Raw genomic sequence first — 15241 nt, forward strand, 5'->3', positions numbered from 1 at the left:
GCCAGGTCAGGACGAATAGTCCTTGCGCAATTGCACTTTCACGACCTTGCCGCTGGCGTTGCGGGGCAGCTCGGGCACCAGCACCAGGTCTTTGGGGTGCTTGTAGCGGGCCAGGTTCTCGTTGAGGAACGGCTCCAGCTCGGCCAGCGTCAGCTCGTCGTCCGGACTGTGCAGCGCGACCACCGCGACCGGCACCTCACCCCACTTCTCGTGCGCGCGGCCGACCACCGCCGCCTCCCGGATCTTCGGGTGCGCGAACAGGACGTTCTCCACTTCGGCGCAGTAGATGTTCTCACCGCCGGAGATGATCATGTCCTTCTTGCGGTCCACCACGTAGACGAAGCCCTCGTCGTCCTGGCGGACCAGATCGCCGGAATGGAACCAGCCGCCCGCGAACGCCTCGGCGGTGGCTTCCGGCTTGTTCCAGTAGCCCTGCATGAGCGTGGGTCCGCGGTAGACGATTTCACCCACCTCGCCGGGCGCGACGTCGTTCATCTCGTCGTCGACGATGCGCGCCTGGATGGTCGGGATGGGTTTGCCGACCGAGCCGATCTTGCGGATCGCGTCCTTGCCCTCCAGCACGCAGGTGATCGGCGACATCTCGGTCTGTCCGAACACCGCGACGTTGAACGCGTTCGGGAAGCAGTCGGCCATCGCGCGTAGCACGGTGTCCGACGCGGGCGCCGCGCCCCAGCTCAGCACCTCCAGTGCGAGCTTGCGGTCCTGCACGGTCGGGTGGTCGCAGACCAGTTGCCACTGCGCGGGCACGCAGAAGGCGGAGGTGGCCTGCTCACGCTCCAGCGCGTCGAGGAATTCCCCGGCGTCGAAGGCGCCGAGTGGGTGCAGCACTGTCTTCGAACCGAGCAGGAAGGCCGGTGCGAGACTGCCGAGTCCGGCGATGTGGAACAGCGGCGAGGTGCACAGTCCGATCGAAGCCGGTTCCAGCGCCAGCGCCCGGATGCACGTCAGTGCTTGGGCGTTCATGTTCGCGTGGGTGAGCACCGCGCCCTTCGGGCTTCCCGTGGTGCCCGAGGTGTACATGATCAGGCTGGGAGTGTCTTCGGGGATGTCCAGTGGGGCATGCGGTTCTCCGTCTTCGGCGAGCAGGTCGTCGAAGCCGACCACGCCGCCGCCGGACGCGCCGCCGATCACCACACAGGTCTCCAGGGCGGGCGCTTGCGCGCGCACCGCGGTGGCCACCGGCTGCAGGACGGTATCGGTGACGATCGCCTCCGCGCCGCTGTCGCTCACGATGTAGGCGACTTCGGGTGGCGTGAGCCGGAAGTTGACCGGGACCGCGATCGCGCCGAGCGCATTGACGCCGAAAACGGCTTCGAGGTACTCGGGGTGGTTCAGCGCGAGAATCAGGACCCGGTCGCCGAATCCGACGCCGCGGCGTGCCAGCCCGTCGGCGAATTTCAGCGACCGCTCGTGCAGTTGGCGCCACGTGGTGTCCACACCACGGAACCGCACAGCGACCGCGTCCGGGCGCATCTGAGCATGCACGGCGATCTGGTTGTTCCAGTGGTTGCGCCGCGACCTGCCCGGCTCGTCGAGCGCTGCTGCCCCGCTGGTCATGAGACGAACTCCTCTCGGACCGCCACCGCGACCGCCGGGACGTCCGACGGCGGCGACGGACTGAATGAGGGCAGAATAGCAACTAACTTAATCGCCAGACAGCGTTAAGCCGGATGAATCCGCGTTAAGGGATACGGATTTGTGCCTTGGCCCCAAAGGCTCCGTTCAACCTGGTTATTCAGGCACAACTCGGCCGCCTCCGTGCATGGATCGGCCCCGCAAGCGAACCTCAATCATTCAAACCTCGGTTCACTTATGAGTTGAACGTGAGGCGATCCTCATGTCACCATCGAGGCCAACGGGCGAACCGGCACGCCCGCGCGAGGCAGAGGAGAAGCGCAATGCTGCGGACCAGGTTCACCGAGAAATTCGGGGTGGAACACCCGATCGTGCAGGGCGGCATGATGTGGGTCGGGCGCGCCGAACTCGTCGCGGCCGTGGCCGACGCGGGCGGGCTCGGCTTCATCACGGCGCTGACCCAGCCGACACCGGACGATCTTCGGCGCGAGATCGCGCGTACCAGGGAGCTGACCGACAAACCGTTCGGCGTGAACGTCACCATCCTGCCGTCGATCAATCCGCCGCCGTACGCGGAATACGTGCAGGCGATCATCGACAGCGGCGTGCGGATCGTCGAGACGGCGGGCAGCAACCCGGAACCGTTTCTGCCCTACTACAAGGACGCGGGCATCAAGGTGCTGCACAAGTGCACCAGCGTCCGGCACGCGTTGAAGGCGGAACGGATCGGTGTGGACGGGGTCAGCATCGACGGCTTCGAATGCGCGGGCCATCCCGGTGAGGACGACGTCCCCGGCCTCGTGCTCATCCCCGCCGCGGCCCGTGAACTGAGCATTCCGATGATCGCCTCGGGCGGCATCGCCGACGCCCGCGGCCTGGTCGCCGCGCTCGCCCTCGGCGCGGACGGCGTCAACATGGGCACCCGGTTCCTGTGCACGCAGGAGTCCTCGATCGATCAGAAGGTGAAGGAGCGGATCGTCGCGAACTCCGAGCGCGACACCCAGCTCATCTTCCGCACCATGCGCAATACCGCGCGCGTCGCGGACAACGAAGTCAGCCGCAAGGTCGTCGAGATCGAAAAGGCGGGCGGCACTTTCGACGACGTGCGGGATCTGGTCGCGGGCGCGCGCGGTCGCCGGGTGTTCGAGGAGGGTGATCTGGACGCGGGCATCTGGTCGGTCGGCCTGTGCCAGGGCCTGATCCACGACATCCCGACCTGCGCCGAGCTGATCCGCCGGATGATCACCGAGGCCGAGGAGCTGATCACCGCCCGCCTCGCCGAAACCGTCGTCGGCTGACCGGGTTCCTCGGCCGCGCGGGCGGTCAGCTCGTAGTCATGGCTGGCCATCAGCTCGATGCCGCCCAAACCGTTGTCATCGGCGGACCGGGGTTGCTCGGCCGTGCGGGCGGCGACAGCCGTGACTGGTGACCGATGTCGCCGAACCTTCGTCGTCGACGGGCGGTGACTGTCTGGCCGCACGGCGGCCAAGGCTCGTAGCCGTGACTGGATATCAGCTCGATGCCGCCGAAACGTCCTCGTCGGCTGACGGGGCTACTTCGCCGCGCGTGCGGTGACGGCCTCGTAATCGTGGCTGGCGATGAGTTCGATGTCGCCGGGCAACGCGTGCAGGCGGTGGATCGTGGCGAACGCGGCGTCCCGGTCGGCGTCGAACAGTTTGCCCGGCATCGGCGCCTTCTCCCGCAGCAGATCCACTTGCAGCTTGCTCCAGACGGCGTCGCCCGCCAACAGCACGCGGCTGCCGTCGTCCACCGCGAGCAGCACGCCGATGCTGCCCGGCGTGTGGCCCGCCAGATCCACCAGCAGCACCGAACCGTCGCCGAAAAGGTCTTTGCTGCGTGGGAAGGTGAGTACCGGTGGTCCCTCCAACTCGAACCGGTCGAAGGTACGACCCCGCAGCGGCCCCCGCGCCACACCAGCCGGGGCGTGCGGGCCACCCATCGCCCAGTCGTATTCGACCGCGGGCAACCGGACTTCGATCGAGGAAGACAATTCCAGCAGGCCCGAGACATGATCCCAATGCAGGTGCGTGGGGAGCACGAAATCGATGTCTTCGCCCGCGATGTTGTGCGCGGCCAGCGCATCGGCCAGACCGAGCACCGGTTTGTCCGGCGCGACGAGCAGCGGGACCGGGAACGGCAACTCGGGCAACACCCGGTCGTGCACGCCCGCGCACAGGGCGGGATCGACCAGGAAACGCGCCTTCGGATGCTCGACCAGGAACGCCGCCATCGACAGCGTCATCTCCCGCAGGCTGCGCACGCCCTCGGCCACGATGGTGGTCGGCGCCGACATGGTGGCCTGGGTCAGCACGGTGAGCCGCACCGCGGCGCTTGCCGTGGGCAGCGGCAGCACTTCGAGGTTCGCCAGCAAGGCGGTGTCGGGACGGCGCGGGCGCAGTAGCCGACCCGGCGTCGCCGCCAGTGCGGCGCAGCAGCGCAGCAGAGTGGGCAAGATCGGAGTGCGTTCGGCGCGGGTGGCGGCACCGCTGTCCGGTTCGGTCACCATGCCACGGTAAGTGATCACCGCGGTTCGCGAAAGGCTGGGCAGGCTGCGGAAATGCGGCTGCCTCGCCGACGCTCGGCCCGGCGCGGGCTTCGGACGGACTACGTCCGGCTGCGCCTTTTATGCGACCTTGCCCCCGCCGATTTCTCCGGCATAATCGCGTGGGTACCGTTCTCTGTGGGTAGCAGCAGCCGGGAGACGGGGAGGGAGGACGCGATGCCGCCCAGTCTTCCGGACGGGCATAGTGGTGTGCAGGGGAACGACGGTTCGCTCGGCTGTCACCGGCGCACCGCGTTGACTTGTGCCGCCGTCTCGGCCGTTGCGGACCTACTAGGGGTCGACGCCACCACGGTGTCGACCAGCTCGCCGTTCACCGATCTCGGCCTCAGTTCCACCCAGCTTGCGAGGCTGACCGCCCATCTCGAAGACGCTATGGGAGTCGAGGTTCCGCTGACTGCGATCTACGACCATCCAGACATCGAACAGCTTGTCGAGTATCTCGCGATGCGATGAGCAGCGCGCCTACTGACTCTGTCGGCTCGCTTCCTCCCGTCTCCATCATCGGCATCGGTTGCCGACTGCCCGGAGCGGCGAGCGTCGCCGAGTTCTGGCGGCTGCTACTCGAGGGACGGGACGCCACGTCCACACCGCCCGCCGGGCGGCTGGGCACCCGGCGCGGCGGGTACCTCGACGATGTCGAGTCGTTCGACAACGAGTGGTTCGCCATCTCCGAGCGAGAGGCCGCCGTCATGGACCCGCAGCAGCGGCTTGCGCTGGAGGTCGCGGTGGAGGCACTGGACGACGCCGGGATCGGTTATCGCGCACGTGGATCGGACGCCGCTGTCGTGTTCGGCGCGTCCGGGTACGACCACGGCATCGCGGTGCTCGGGCGGGCAGGGCACGATGCCCCGTATGCGGTGACCGGATCGGCGCTCAGCATCATCGCCAACCGGTTGTCGTACGTGCTCGATCTGCACGGGCCGAGCCTGGTGCTCGACAGCGCGTGCTCGTCCTCGCTCGCCGCGGTGGACCTCGCGGTCCGGTTGCTCGCCGATGGCACGGTCCCGTTCGCGATCGTCGGCGGCGTCAATCTGGTGCTGCTGGAGCACACGTCGAATTACCTGGCCGAGAGCGGTTTCCTGTCGCCCGGCGGGCGAACTGCGCCGTTCGATGCCACCGCCGACGGCTACACCCGCGGCGACGGCTGCGCGGTGCTGATCCTGCAGCGGACCGCGGACGCGCTGCGTGAGGGCAACCGGGTGTACGCGGAGATCGTCGGAGCGGCGGTCGGATCGGACGGACGTTCCAACGGCCTGTACGCGCCGAACGGCCGTGCCCAGCAGGAGACGCTGCGCACCGCGTGGTCGCGTGCGGGGTGCCCGCCGCGCAGCGCAGGCTACATCGAATGCCATGGCACCGGAACGGCTGTGGGTGACGCGGTGGAGGTCGGCGCGCTCGCCGCCGCGCTCGGCGACGGCGCGGACGAGCCGATCTGGATCGGCTCGGTGAAATCCAACGTCGGGCATCTGGAAGCCGCCGCCGGGGTCACCGGGCTGGTGAAGACCGCACTGTCCATCCATCATGGCGTGATCGCACCGACGATCAACCTCCGCACCGAGCACCCGCTGCTGCACCTGGCCGAGCGGGGGCTGCGGGTGCCCACCCAGCCGGTGGACTGGAGTCACGTTCCCGCACCGCAGCGTACGGCGGGCGTCAGCTCGTTCGGATTCGGTGGCACGAACGCGCACATCGCCCTGCGCGGGGTCGCCGCGCCACAGCGGGACCGGGGCGATCAGTTTCCGGTACTGCTTGCACTCACCGCCCGCGACGAGGGGGAGTTGCGCGAGCGCGCGCTGCGGCTGGCCGACGAGCTGGACGTCGCGCACTCGCCGCTGCGCGAGTTCGCGGCGGCCGCAGCCCGATTGCTTCCCGAGCCGACGCGAGCCGCGATCTCCGCGCACGATCGCCGCGACGCGGTGCACCGGTTGCGTGCACTCGGCCGCGGCGACGCCTACGCGGCGCTCGGCCCCGTACGAAACCGTCGCCGTGGCGGCCTGCTGTTCCTGTTCTCTGGTCAAGGTGGCCAGCATCCGAAAATGGGTCGCGCGCTGGCGGCGCGGTATCCGGTCTTCGCCACCGCACTCGCGGAGGCGACCGACGCGATCGTGGCAGCTGGAGGACCGCGAATATGGACGCCGCGGCATGGTTTCACCTTCGCCGCCGCCGGTGCCGCGCACGCCACCGATTTGGTGCAGCCGGCTCTGTTCGCGTTCCAAGTTGCGCTGGTGAAGCTGTTGGCGGCGTATGGGATTCGGCCCGACGCGGTGGTCGGGCACAGCCTCGGTGAGATCGCCGCGGCTACCGTCGGCGGTGCGCTGTCGCTGGCCGACGCGGCGCGCGTCGTCGTGCTGCGCAGCGCGACGCTCGCCCACCTGGACGGCCGCGGCGCGATGGCGGTGCTGGAGGCCGACCCGGAGGAAGCGGCGAAACTGGTGGAGCCCATGCGCAGGGAGGTGGGCATCGCCGCGGTCAACAGCCCCAGATCGGTGGTCGTGTCCGGCACGCCGCGCTATATCGACACGCTGGTGCGCCGAGCCGCCCGCCGCAACATGTTCGCGCGTCGGCTCGCCGTCGACTTCGCCGCCCATGGCCCGCAGATCGCCGCCGTACTCCCGCCGTTCGTCGCGGCGCTGAGCGAGATCACTCCGCTGGCGCCGCGAGTACCGGTGTACTCGACGGCCCGGCGTGGCGCGAAAATCACCACAGCAGACATGGACCGCGACTACTGGGCTGAGAATGCCGCGGGCACGGTGCAATTGGCGACAGCATTGGAACGTGCAGCAGAGGAAGGCATCTCGACCGTACTGGAGATCGGCCCGCACCCTGTGCTGATTTCCGCCGTGCGGGAGTACCCGGATTTCCGTGACGGCACGCATCCGGTGACGTCGCGCGAGGAGGAAGCGGGCGGGTTCCTCGCCTGTCTCGCGCGGCTGTACCTGGAGGGGCGGCCGGTCGACTGGTCGGTCCTCGGCCCGTTCGGCGGAACATCGCCACGGCAATGGCGCAAGCGGAGGTTTCCGCTGCTGGTGTCGGGGCCCGCGAGCGGACACACTCCCGAATCCGCCTTCGTCACCGAGGATCTCACCGATCACGTGGTACAGGGCGACTGCACGGTGCCCGCCGTGTTCTGGCTGCGTAGGCTGCTGCACCTGGCCCGCACGACCGCCGGGGTGACGGCGCTCGCCGACTTCGTCGTGCACGAGAGGTCCGATGCGAGCACGCTGCCCGAGGTCGTCTATCGAGGACCAGGAGCGGACGAAAGCGTACGGGCGGAGGTCACGGGCACCGAGACGCTGGCTTCGGCCCGGCCCGCCGGTGACCCCACACCCGCGGATATCGTCGCATGGATGCGGGTGGTCGACGCAAACCGGGCCGCCCGCCACCACATGCGCGTCATCGCTACCGGCACTTTCTACGAGGAACTGCGCCGCAGGCGGTTGGAGTACGGACCGCGCTTCCGTCCGCTGCGTGGTATCGCCGCGGGCGCCGGGCGGGCGCTCGGCCTCTTCGACGCGGCCGAATTGCACCGCACCGCAACGCTGGACGGTTGCCTGCAAGTGCTCGCCGCCGCACTGTTCGACGAGTTGCCCGCCGCGTCGATCCCGTTGCCGATCGGCATGGATTCCGCGTGGCTGTCGAACGAACCGAATCGTCACGTGCTCGAGGTGCACGGGCTGATCCGGGAGCGAGCCGATAGCGGACTGGTGGGCGATGTGATCGCGACCGATCAGCACGGCGTGCCCTGTCTCGCCTTCTCCGGAGTGCACATCCGCTACGCCGAACCCGGTGTCGCGGACGGGGTCGGCGCACTGCGACCGCCGCGCGCCGAACAAGATGCGCTGTTCCGCCAAGAGGCATGGACAGTTCGCGATCCGGAGTCGCTCGGGCTCGGCAACGCGTCCGCAGCCGAAGCGTTCGTGCAGGGCGCGGTAGTGATCGGAGCCTCCGAGTTCGCGGTCCGGCTCGCCAGGGCCTTGAATGCCAGCCTTCCGACCGAGAGAATCGCGCGTGAACCGGACGATGTGGGTTCGCTCGTCAACACGGTCCTGACCGGGCGCGGTGACAGTGCGACCGCCGTGGTGGTGGTCTGTCCCGCGGACGGCGCCGCGAGCGATGCGCAGGCAGGCATCGCATCGCTCGGCCGGGTCCTCGATCTGCTGCAACGGATCAGCACCGACAACGCCACCGCCTCGGTGACGGTCGTCCTGCCGCGGCACGATGCCGCCCACTCGCGGCTCGACGAGCTCGCCATGCCACCCGCGGTCGAGCCTGCGGCGACCGCGGGTCTGGTGCGCTCGCTGCAGCTCGAGTCGGGCCGAGCGGTGCGCCTGGTCTGGGCTGATACCGATCCCAACAGCGTCCCGCTGCTCACCCGCCTGGTCACCGCTGCCCAGATTCCCGACGAGCTGCGCCTTTCCACGGGTGAGGTCGCCGTCCGGCGTTTCACGCCTGCGCGAGCGCGGGCGTTGCCGGTGGCGGCTATCGACACGAACGGAACCTATATCGTCACCGGCGGGCTGGGGACGCTCGGCTCCGTCGCCGTTCGCTGGCTGCTCGATGCGGGCGCGCGAGACGTAGTGGTGCTGACGCGGGCACCGCGCCCGGTGCCCGCGCTGCTCGACGGCTTGGAGGACCGCATCGTCGTAGTGCGCTGCGATGCGGCCGACCGGGACGATCTGGCCAACGCGCTCAGCGACATCCGGGCCTGGGGGGCGGCCATCCGCGGTGTCGTGCACGCCGCGGGCGCATTGGAGGACGCCGCGTTCGACGCGGTCACGGCAAGTCAGCTGGCCAGGATGTGCGCTCCCAAAGCCACCGCGGCGAGCAATCTGATCGAGCTCACCGCGACCGACGCGACGGACTTCGTCCTGCTGTTCTCCTCGGCGACCGGCGCACTCGGAGCACCGGGCCAAGCCGCCTACGCTGCGGCGAACGCGGCGATGGACACCTTGGCCCGGCGCGACCCGCGCAGGCGGATTCTCAGCATCGGCTGGGGCCTCTGGGATTCCGGGCTCGCCGCGGCGGCTGGTGGGGCGAGCCATTTGCGGCGAGCGGGCGTCGAGGCGTTCGACGTGCACCGCGGTAGCGCCGTGCTGTCCCAAGCGCTCCGCTACGACAGCCCGTATCTGCTCGCACTGGACTACACCCCAACCGCCGACACTTCACCCGTATCCGTGCGCCTAGCGAATCTTCTTGTGGTGGCCATTGATTCGGACCCGACGCCGAGCCGGGACAGCGCACCGGAGCATTCGATCGCGCCGCCGGAACCCTCCGAGCCACTGACCACCGCCATCCGCCGCGTGCTGGCGAGCACCCTCGGTCTGTCCGCCGAGGCCATCGACCTCGCCGCCGACTTCAACGACCTCGGGCTCACCTCCCTGCTCGCGATCGAGATGCGCCGCAATCTGGAAACTCGGCTGCGCATCCGGATCGGCACCGCCGAGTTGTTCGAACACCCCACCATCACCGCACTCGGCGCCGCCCTGTCGGCTCGGGTCGCCGCGAACACCAGCGAGGCCCCGTGACCGCGAGCGACCACGCGCCGGGCAATATCCTCGCCGCCCAGGTGGCCCACTGGGCAGCGACCCGGCCGGATGGCCCCGCCTACACCGAACTGCGCTTCCGCATGCAAGAACGCGTGCCTGTCACGCTGACCTACGCGGGCCTGCACGCCGCGGTGGGCGCGCTCGCCGCACAACTGCGGCGGGAAAGCGCCCCTGGCGACCGAGTCGCCATTCTCTGCGCCCACGGCATCGACTACGCGGTTGCCTTTCTCGCCTGCCTGTACAGCAATCGCATCGCGGTACCGCTGTTTCCCGCGGTCGGCGCGCGCAACCGAGACCGCCTGCACGCCGTCCTCGCCGACGCCCGCCCCACCCTGACTCTGCTCTCCGCCCACGACGACACCACCGCCGCAACCCTCGGACCAGCACTGGGACGCGTACTGGCCGTAGCCCTGGATCCATCCACGCCTTCCGCGGACCCAGAGGCGACGGTGGGGAATTCGGTCACGTCGACGGCATGTCCTGTGTTTCCAGCCGCGCAAACAGCGTCGGTGCTGCCGGATCCAACCGCAGAGCAAGCGCGATCCCCAAAGATGCGTTCCATCGTGCCGGGCGCTGAATCAACCACAGCGGCGACAGCTCCGGCCGACTCAACGCTGCCGACTGGTCAGGCCGCACCGGTCGCGCAAGCAGCTCTACCGAGCCCGCATTCAGCCGCACCGGCGACGTGCTCAGCCGGGCAGGCGACAACATCGGTGACCGAACAGACGGCACTGGGACGGCATGCGGCCGCGCATGGAGTACATCCCACTACGGCAGCGGCGGATCCGCCCGCACTACGGCCACCCTCAACCGCGCAGCCTGCACGAATAACCACCCCCGGAGCCGACCGGGCGAGCACGCACAAAGACACGTCGAGCACGCATCCAGCCGCGTCACGCACACAGCCAACCGCGTTGGGCGCTGCTGGGCCTTATTCGCCCGCAGCCGGTCCGCAGGCGGCCGGATCGGTGACACATCCGGCTGCGGCGCAAGTGGATTCGCCCGTCGTCGACCCGATGCGCGGCGAACTCGCCTATCTCCAGTACACCTCCGGGTCGACCAAATCGCCTGCTGGGGTCCGCGTCACGCATGAAAATCTGGCCGCGGCGCTGACGCAGCTGCGGGATGCTCTGTCCGCGGCCACCGATCGGCCGATCGTGACCTGGCTGCCGTTGTTTCACGACATGGGGCTGATCCTGGGTCTCGCGCTACCGCTCTCGCTCGGCGTGCACGGCGTCACGCTGGCGCCTGCGGAGTTCGTCAAACGGCCGATCCGCTGGCTGCGCGCGATCGCCGACTACCGCGCAGGTATCACAGGATGTCCCAATTTCGCCCTGACGCTCGCGGTTTCGGGCACGACTCCGCAGGAGCGGACCGGTCTGGATCTGTCCGGGTTGGACATCTTGCTCAATGGCTCGGAACCGGTCCGAGCCGACGCGTTGGACGACTTCACCAGTACGTTCGCCCCCTACGGCTTCCGTCACCACGCGCACACGCCCGGCTTCGGCCTGGCCGAGGCCACCCTCACGGTCACCGTTTGCGATCAGCGCCGGGAACCGGTGTGGCACCGCTTCGAACGCGCCGCGCTCGCCGAGGGTCGCGCGGTCGCGCTACCCGACGATGCGCCGGAATCGCAGGACGGCGTGCCGCTCGTCGGCTGCGGCGCACCCGCGGGACAGGCGGTACGCGTGGTCGATCCGGCGACCGGGACGGTGCTGCCCGCGGGCCGCGTCGGTGAGATCTGGGTGGCCGGAAACAATGTGTGCGACGGCTATTTCGGCAGGCCGGACGCCACCGAGGAAACCTTCGGCGCCACGCTGGCCCGCGGCGATATCCGCTGGCTGCGCACCGGCGATCTCGGTTTCCGCTACGAGGGCCAGCTCTATATCGCCGGACGGTGCAAGGACGTCATCGTGATCGACGGACGCAATCACTATCCCACCGACATCGAGACCACCGTGGAAGCGTGCTCGCCGGATATCCGGCCGGGCCATGTGACGGCGTTCGGGCACGATGACGGCCGTCGCGAAGACCTGGTCGTGGTCGCCGAACTCGTCACCATCGCTACCGCCGAGCCCGCCGAGCTCTCCGCTCTGGCTCGTCGCATCCGCACTGCGGTCGCGTCCACGCATGAGGTGACGCCCGGCGCGGTGATGCTCGTCGAACCGGGGCGGATTCCCAAGACCAGCAGCGGAAAGCTGCGGCGCGGTGAGTGCAGGGCTCGCTACCTCGCAGGCCAGCTGCGCCCAGTCGCGATGATCTGAGACCGGAAAGCACCGTCCGCGAGACATCGCGCGTCGAGTCGGTCGCGGTGGGCCCGACAGGATCCCCGCCGAAGTGAGATCGGGGCGAAGCATTCGCCGCTATTGGGACCACATGTCACGAGCGGTCCCGCGGCGAGAATCAGCCTGGTTCAGCTCTCGGCCCGGCCGATGAGGCGATCGGTCTCGCGCCGTTCACGCTTGGTGGGTCGCCCGGCGCCACGATCTCGACGGGGCATGCTCGCCACGACTTCCCGTGGCGGCGGCGGAGGGCTGCGATCAATCAGGCACTGCGCCGCGATCGGAGCGCCGACGCGCTTTGTGACGATTCGCTCCACGATGACGATGCGCTCGAGACCACCTGCCCGGATGCGCACCTCGTCACCGGGACGCACGTGCTGTGCGGGTTTGGCCGGTGAGCCGTTCACCCGCACGTGCCCACCGCGACATGCTTCCGCAGCGGCGGATCTGGTTTTGAACAGGCGCACCGCCCAGGTCCACGAATCGACGCGCGCCTGGGTCGCGCTGCTCTGGATGCCGGATTCGGCGCGGGCCACTCGTTAGACGATACGGCGTGCGGTAACCACCATGTCGGGGCGCAGCGGGGTGTAGGACACCGGCGTACCCGACTGCACCGCATTCAGGAGCTTGTTGTCGCCCGCGTAGATGCCGACGTGACCGCCGCCGGCGGTGACGACGATGTCTCCCGGCTGCAGCTCCTCGTAGGCGACCGGGGCGCCGACGTGCGACTGCTCGAAGCTGGTGCGGGGCAGCTCGATGCCCGCCTGGCGGAACGCCCACTGGACGAGACCGGAGCAGTCGAAGGACCGGGGACCGGCAGCGCCCCACGAGTACTGGGCGCCGACCTTGGTCTTGGCGGCATCGAGCGCGATGTCACCCGGGCCGGTCGGCTGGCTGAACAGGCCCGGCAGCATCGGCGCGAAACCGGGAGCCGGGGGAGCCATCGCCTGCGGCGCCTCAGGGGCAGGGGCGGCGGGAACGGCCGCTAGCGCCTGCTGGATCTGCTGATTGAGCTGCTGGACCGGCTGCTCCCATTCCTGCGGAACGTCGAAGTTGCCGACACCTGGAACATTGATGGTCGCGGCCATGGCCGGAATCGCGGGCATGGCGCCAGTCGCGGCCACCGCACCCATGACAATCGCACCCTTGACGGAATTCGGAACCCGAGAATCCCGTTGCAAGCTGTGTTTACCCACCGAGCTACGTCTCCGATCTTGCTGCCCTCCCGCCGACCGGGTTAGCTGACGGGTTCGGGCCGGGAGAGCGGCCCTACCCCGCAGCCGAACTGGCCGCGAGGATTCACCCCAGACAAACCTGTGGGTCCCCGGTACGACGGCCGAGACCGGTTGGCCCCGACTGCCGTTTAGGCGGTAACTAGTGGCGCCGTTTCTCTTACGAAGCGACTGGTTCCACTAAGTCACGAAGAGATTACGGTGTCTGCGCGATGTTGTCCAGCGCACAGAGCAGGATGTTTTCGATCATCGCCGGACCTGCCGGTCGATCCACGAAAGCCGATGTGCATGGCCGGGTCACGCTTCGATCTCGGCCCACTGCGTCAGGTCACCGAACGGAGAACCCGAACCGAATCTCGGCACGCACTCAGGATCGGGCTCCGCGGATCGTTCGCTCCAGCTCGTCGATTCGGCGCCGCGCGTCCGCGAGCTCCACCTCCAGCTTGCCGAGCGCCATGACCAGCGGACCGACCGCGAGGTCAGCGACCAACTGCGGATCGTCATAGCCGCGTTCGATCGCGACGAGGATGTTCGATCTGATGCGCTGGGCCACCTTGGCACCCGCCGGAACGTTCCACGACTCCACCACCTCGGCGGTGCTGGCCGGGATCGGTTCGTCGGACATGACCCTCCCTTCCCGCGTGCCGTGCCGCGCTACCGTTCTGGCGAACCGCCACCAGCCCGGAGAGCCGACGGCGAGAGCAATAGTGCAATACGGACCGCTAAGGCTCTCTAGGACACGCCGTAGATGTGCCCAGATTATGCGGACGCGACGCGCTACGGTGTCAGGGCATGGACCCCGTGCGGAATCCGTATGCACCCGGAGCGGGACAGCGCCCACCCGAACTAGCCGGGCGCGACAAGCAGCTCACCGCTTTCGACATCGTGCTCGAACGCGTCGCGCGTGGTCGCCCGGAACGCAGCGTCATGCTCACCGGCCTGCGCGGCGTCGGAAAGACGGTGCTGCTCAATCAACTACGCTCGGCCGCGATCTCGCGCGGCTGGGGGACCGGAAAGATCGAGGCGCGGCCGGATCAGGAACTGCGCCGACCGCTGTCCTCGGCGCTGCACATGGCGGTGCGCGCGATCGCCATGGCGCACCGCAATCCGGAGCGGGTGGACGATTTCCTCGGCATCCTCAAGGCTTTCGCGTTGCGGTCCACCGCGGAAAAGGGCATGCGGGAACGCTGGCAACCCGGCATCGACGTACCCGCGGTGAGCGGCAGGGCCGATTCCGGCGACATCGAGATCGACCTGGTCGAGTTGCTGGTCGAGGCGGCGGCACTGGCCGGCGACATCGGGGTCGGCATCGCGATCTTCATCGACGAGATGCAGGATCTCGGCCCCGCCGACATCTCCGCGATCTGCGGGGCCTGCCACGAACTGAGCCAGGACGCCGCGCCCCTGATCGTGGTAGGCGCTGGTCTGCCGCATCTGCCCGCGGTGCTGTCCGCCTCGAAAAGCTATTCAGAGCGACTGTTCAGTTATCACCGCATAGACCGACTCGACCGGGAATCCGCGGACCAAGCGCTGATCGCGCCCGCGCAACGCGAGAACGTGAAGTTCACCGACGAGGCACTGGATGCGCTGTACCAAAAGGCCGACGGTTACCCCTATTTCGTGCAGGCTTACGGCAAAGCCGCCTGGGACCAGGCGCCGGAGAGCCCGATCACGGCCGAAGACGTCGAAGTCGCCTCGCCCGCTGCCGAGGAGGAATTGGCGGTGGGGTTCTTCGGTTCCCGCTATGAGCGAGCAACGCCCGCCGAACGCGAATACATGCGCGCCATGGCGGACTTGGCCGGCGACGACGGCCCGGTGGCGACCGCGGCGGTTGCCAATGAACTCGGCCGCAAGCCTGCCTCGCTGTCGCCGGCCCGCGACGGGCTGATCAAGAAGGGCCTCATCTATTCCGCCGAGCGCGGCACGATCGGCTTCACCGTGCCGCACTTCGGCCGCTATCTGCGCTCGGTCTGACCGCTCCGGCAGCCAGGCGGGACAGCC

Annotated in this window: 10 protein-coding genes and 1 riboswitch; of the genes, 5 read left to right on the forward strand and 5 right to left on the reverse strand. The window is 68.7% G+C overall.

The window, feature by feature from the left end:
• Positions 1-6 precede the first annotated feature (6 nt).
• The gene (gene fadD5, locus OHA40_RS15190; RefSeq protein WP_330233688.1) at positions 7-1578 is read right to left on the reverse strand and encodes a fatty-acid--CoA ligase FadD5; all 1572 of its coding nucleotides are present in this window, start codon (positions 1576-1578) and stop codon (positions 7-9) included.
• 341 nt (positions 1579-1919) lie between these two features.
• Here fadD5 and OHA40_RS15195 point away from each other — a divergent pair, with 341 nt between their 5' ends.
• On the forward strand, positions 1920-2894 hold the full coding sequence (locus tag OHA40_RS15195) for an NAD(P)H-dependent flavin oxidoreductase (RefSeq protein WP_330233689.1): 975 nt from the start codon (positions 1920-1922) through the stop codon (positions 2892-2894).
• Positions 2895-3148: 254 nt separating this feature from the next.
• On the opposite strand, the gene OHA40_RS15200 is transcribed toward OHA40_RS15195, so the two are convergent.
• Complete coding sequence (locus OHA40_RS15200) at positions 3149-4141, reverse strand: MBL fold metallo-hydrolase (protein ID WP_330233690.1); 993 nt, start codon at positions 4139-4141, stop codon at positions 3149-3151.
• A 195-nt stretch (positions 4142-4336) separates the two neighbouring features.
• Between OHA40_RS15200 and OHA40_RS15205 the strand changes: the two genes are divergently transcribed.
• Genes OHA40_RS15205 through OHA40_RS15215 form a run of 3 tightly spaced genes read left to right on the forward strand, consistent with a single transcriptional unit; the run spans position 4337 to position 11990 of the window.
• Positions 4337-4633: an acyl carrier protein gene (locus OHA40_RS15205; RefSeq protein ID WP_330233691.1), complete on the forward strand. Its 297-nt coding sequence runs from the start codon at positions 4337-4339 to the stop codon at positions 4631-4633.
• The gene (locus tag OHA40_RS15210) at positions 4630-9705 is read left to right on the forward strand and encodes a type I polyketide synthase (protein ID WP_330233692.1); all 5076 of its coding nucleotides are present in this window, start codon (positions 4630-4632) and stop codon (positions 9703-9705) included. Before OHA40_RS15205 ends, OHA40_RS15210 begins: the two co-directional genes overlap by 4 nt.
• Complete coding sequence (locus OHA40_RS15215) at positions 9702-11990, forward strand: fatty acyl-AMP ligase (RefSeq protein WP_330233693.1); 2289 nt, start codon at positions 9702-9704, stop codon at positions 11988-11990. The genes OHA40_RS15210 and OHA40_RS15215 overlap by 4 nt, the downstream gene beginning before the upstream one ends.
• Positions 11991-12139: 149 nt before the next feature.
• Here the strand turns inward: OHA40_RS15215 and OHA40_RS15220 are convergent, their stop codons facing one another.
• The 3 genes from OHA40_RS15220 to OHA40_RS15230 all read right to left on the reverse strand — a co-directional run bounded on the left by OHA40_RS15220 (position 12140) and on the right by OHA40_RS15230 (position 13865).
• The gene (locus tag OHA40_RS15220) at positions 12140-12544 is read right to left on the reverse strand and encodes an RNA-binding S4 domain-containing protein (RefSeq protein ID WP_330233694.1); all 405 of its coding nucleotides are present in this window, start codon (positions 12542-12544) and stop codon (positions 12140-12142) included.
• 3 nt (positions 12545-12547) lie between these two features.
• The gene (locus tag OHA40_RS15225) at positions 12548-13141 is read right to left on the reverse strand and encodes a C40 family peptidase (RefSeq protein WP_330233695.1); all 594 of its coding nucleotides are present in this window, start codon (positions 13139-13141) and stop codon (positions 12548-12550) included.
• A 79-nt stretch (positions 13142-13220) separates the two neighbouring features.
• A riboswitch (cyclic di-AMP (ydaO/yuaA leader) is annotated at positions 13221-13388 on the reverse strand.
• Between the two features lie 219 nt (positions 13389-13607).
• A complete protein-coding gene (locus OHA40_RS15230; protein ID WP_330233696.1) occupies positions 13608-13865 on the reverse strand; it encodes a hypothetical protein in 258 nt (85 codons plus the stop codon).
• 167 nt (positions 13866-14032) lie between these two features.
• On the opposite strand from OHA40_RS15230, the gene OHA40_RS15235 reads away from it, so the two are divergent.
• The gene (locus OHA40_RS15235) at positions 14033-15214 is read left to right on the forward strand and encodes an ATP-binding protein (RefSeq protein ID WP_330233697.1); all 1182 of its coding nucleotides are present in this window, start codon (positions 14033-14035) and stop codon (positions 15212-15214) included.
• The last annotated feature ends 27 nt before the right edge of the window (positions 15215-15241 follow it).

Source organism: Nocardia sp. NBC_00508 (assembly GCF_036346875.1).
In the GTDB taxonomy this organism is placed as follows: domain Bacteria; phylum Actinomycetota; class Actinomycetes; order Mycobacteriales; family Mycobacteriaceae; genus Nocardia.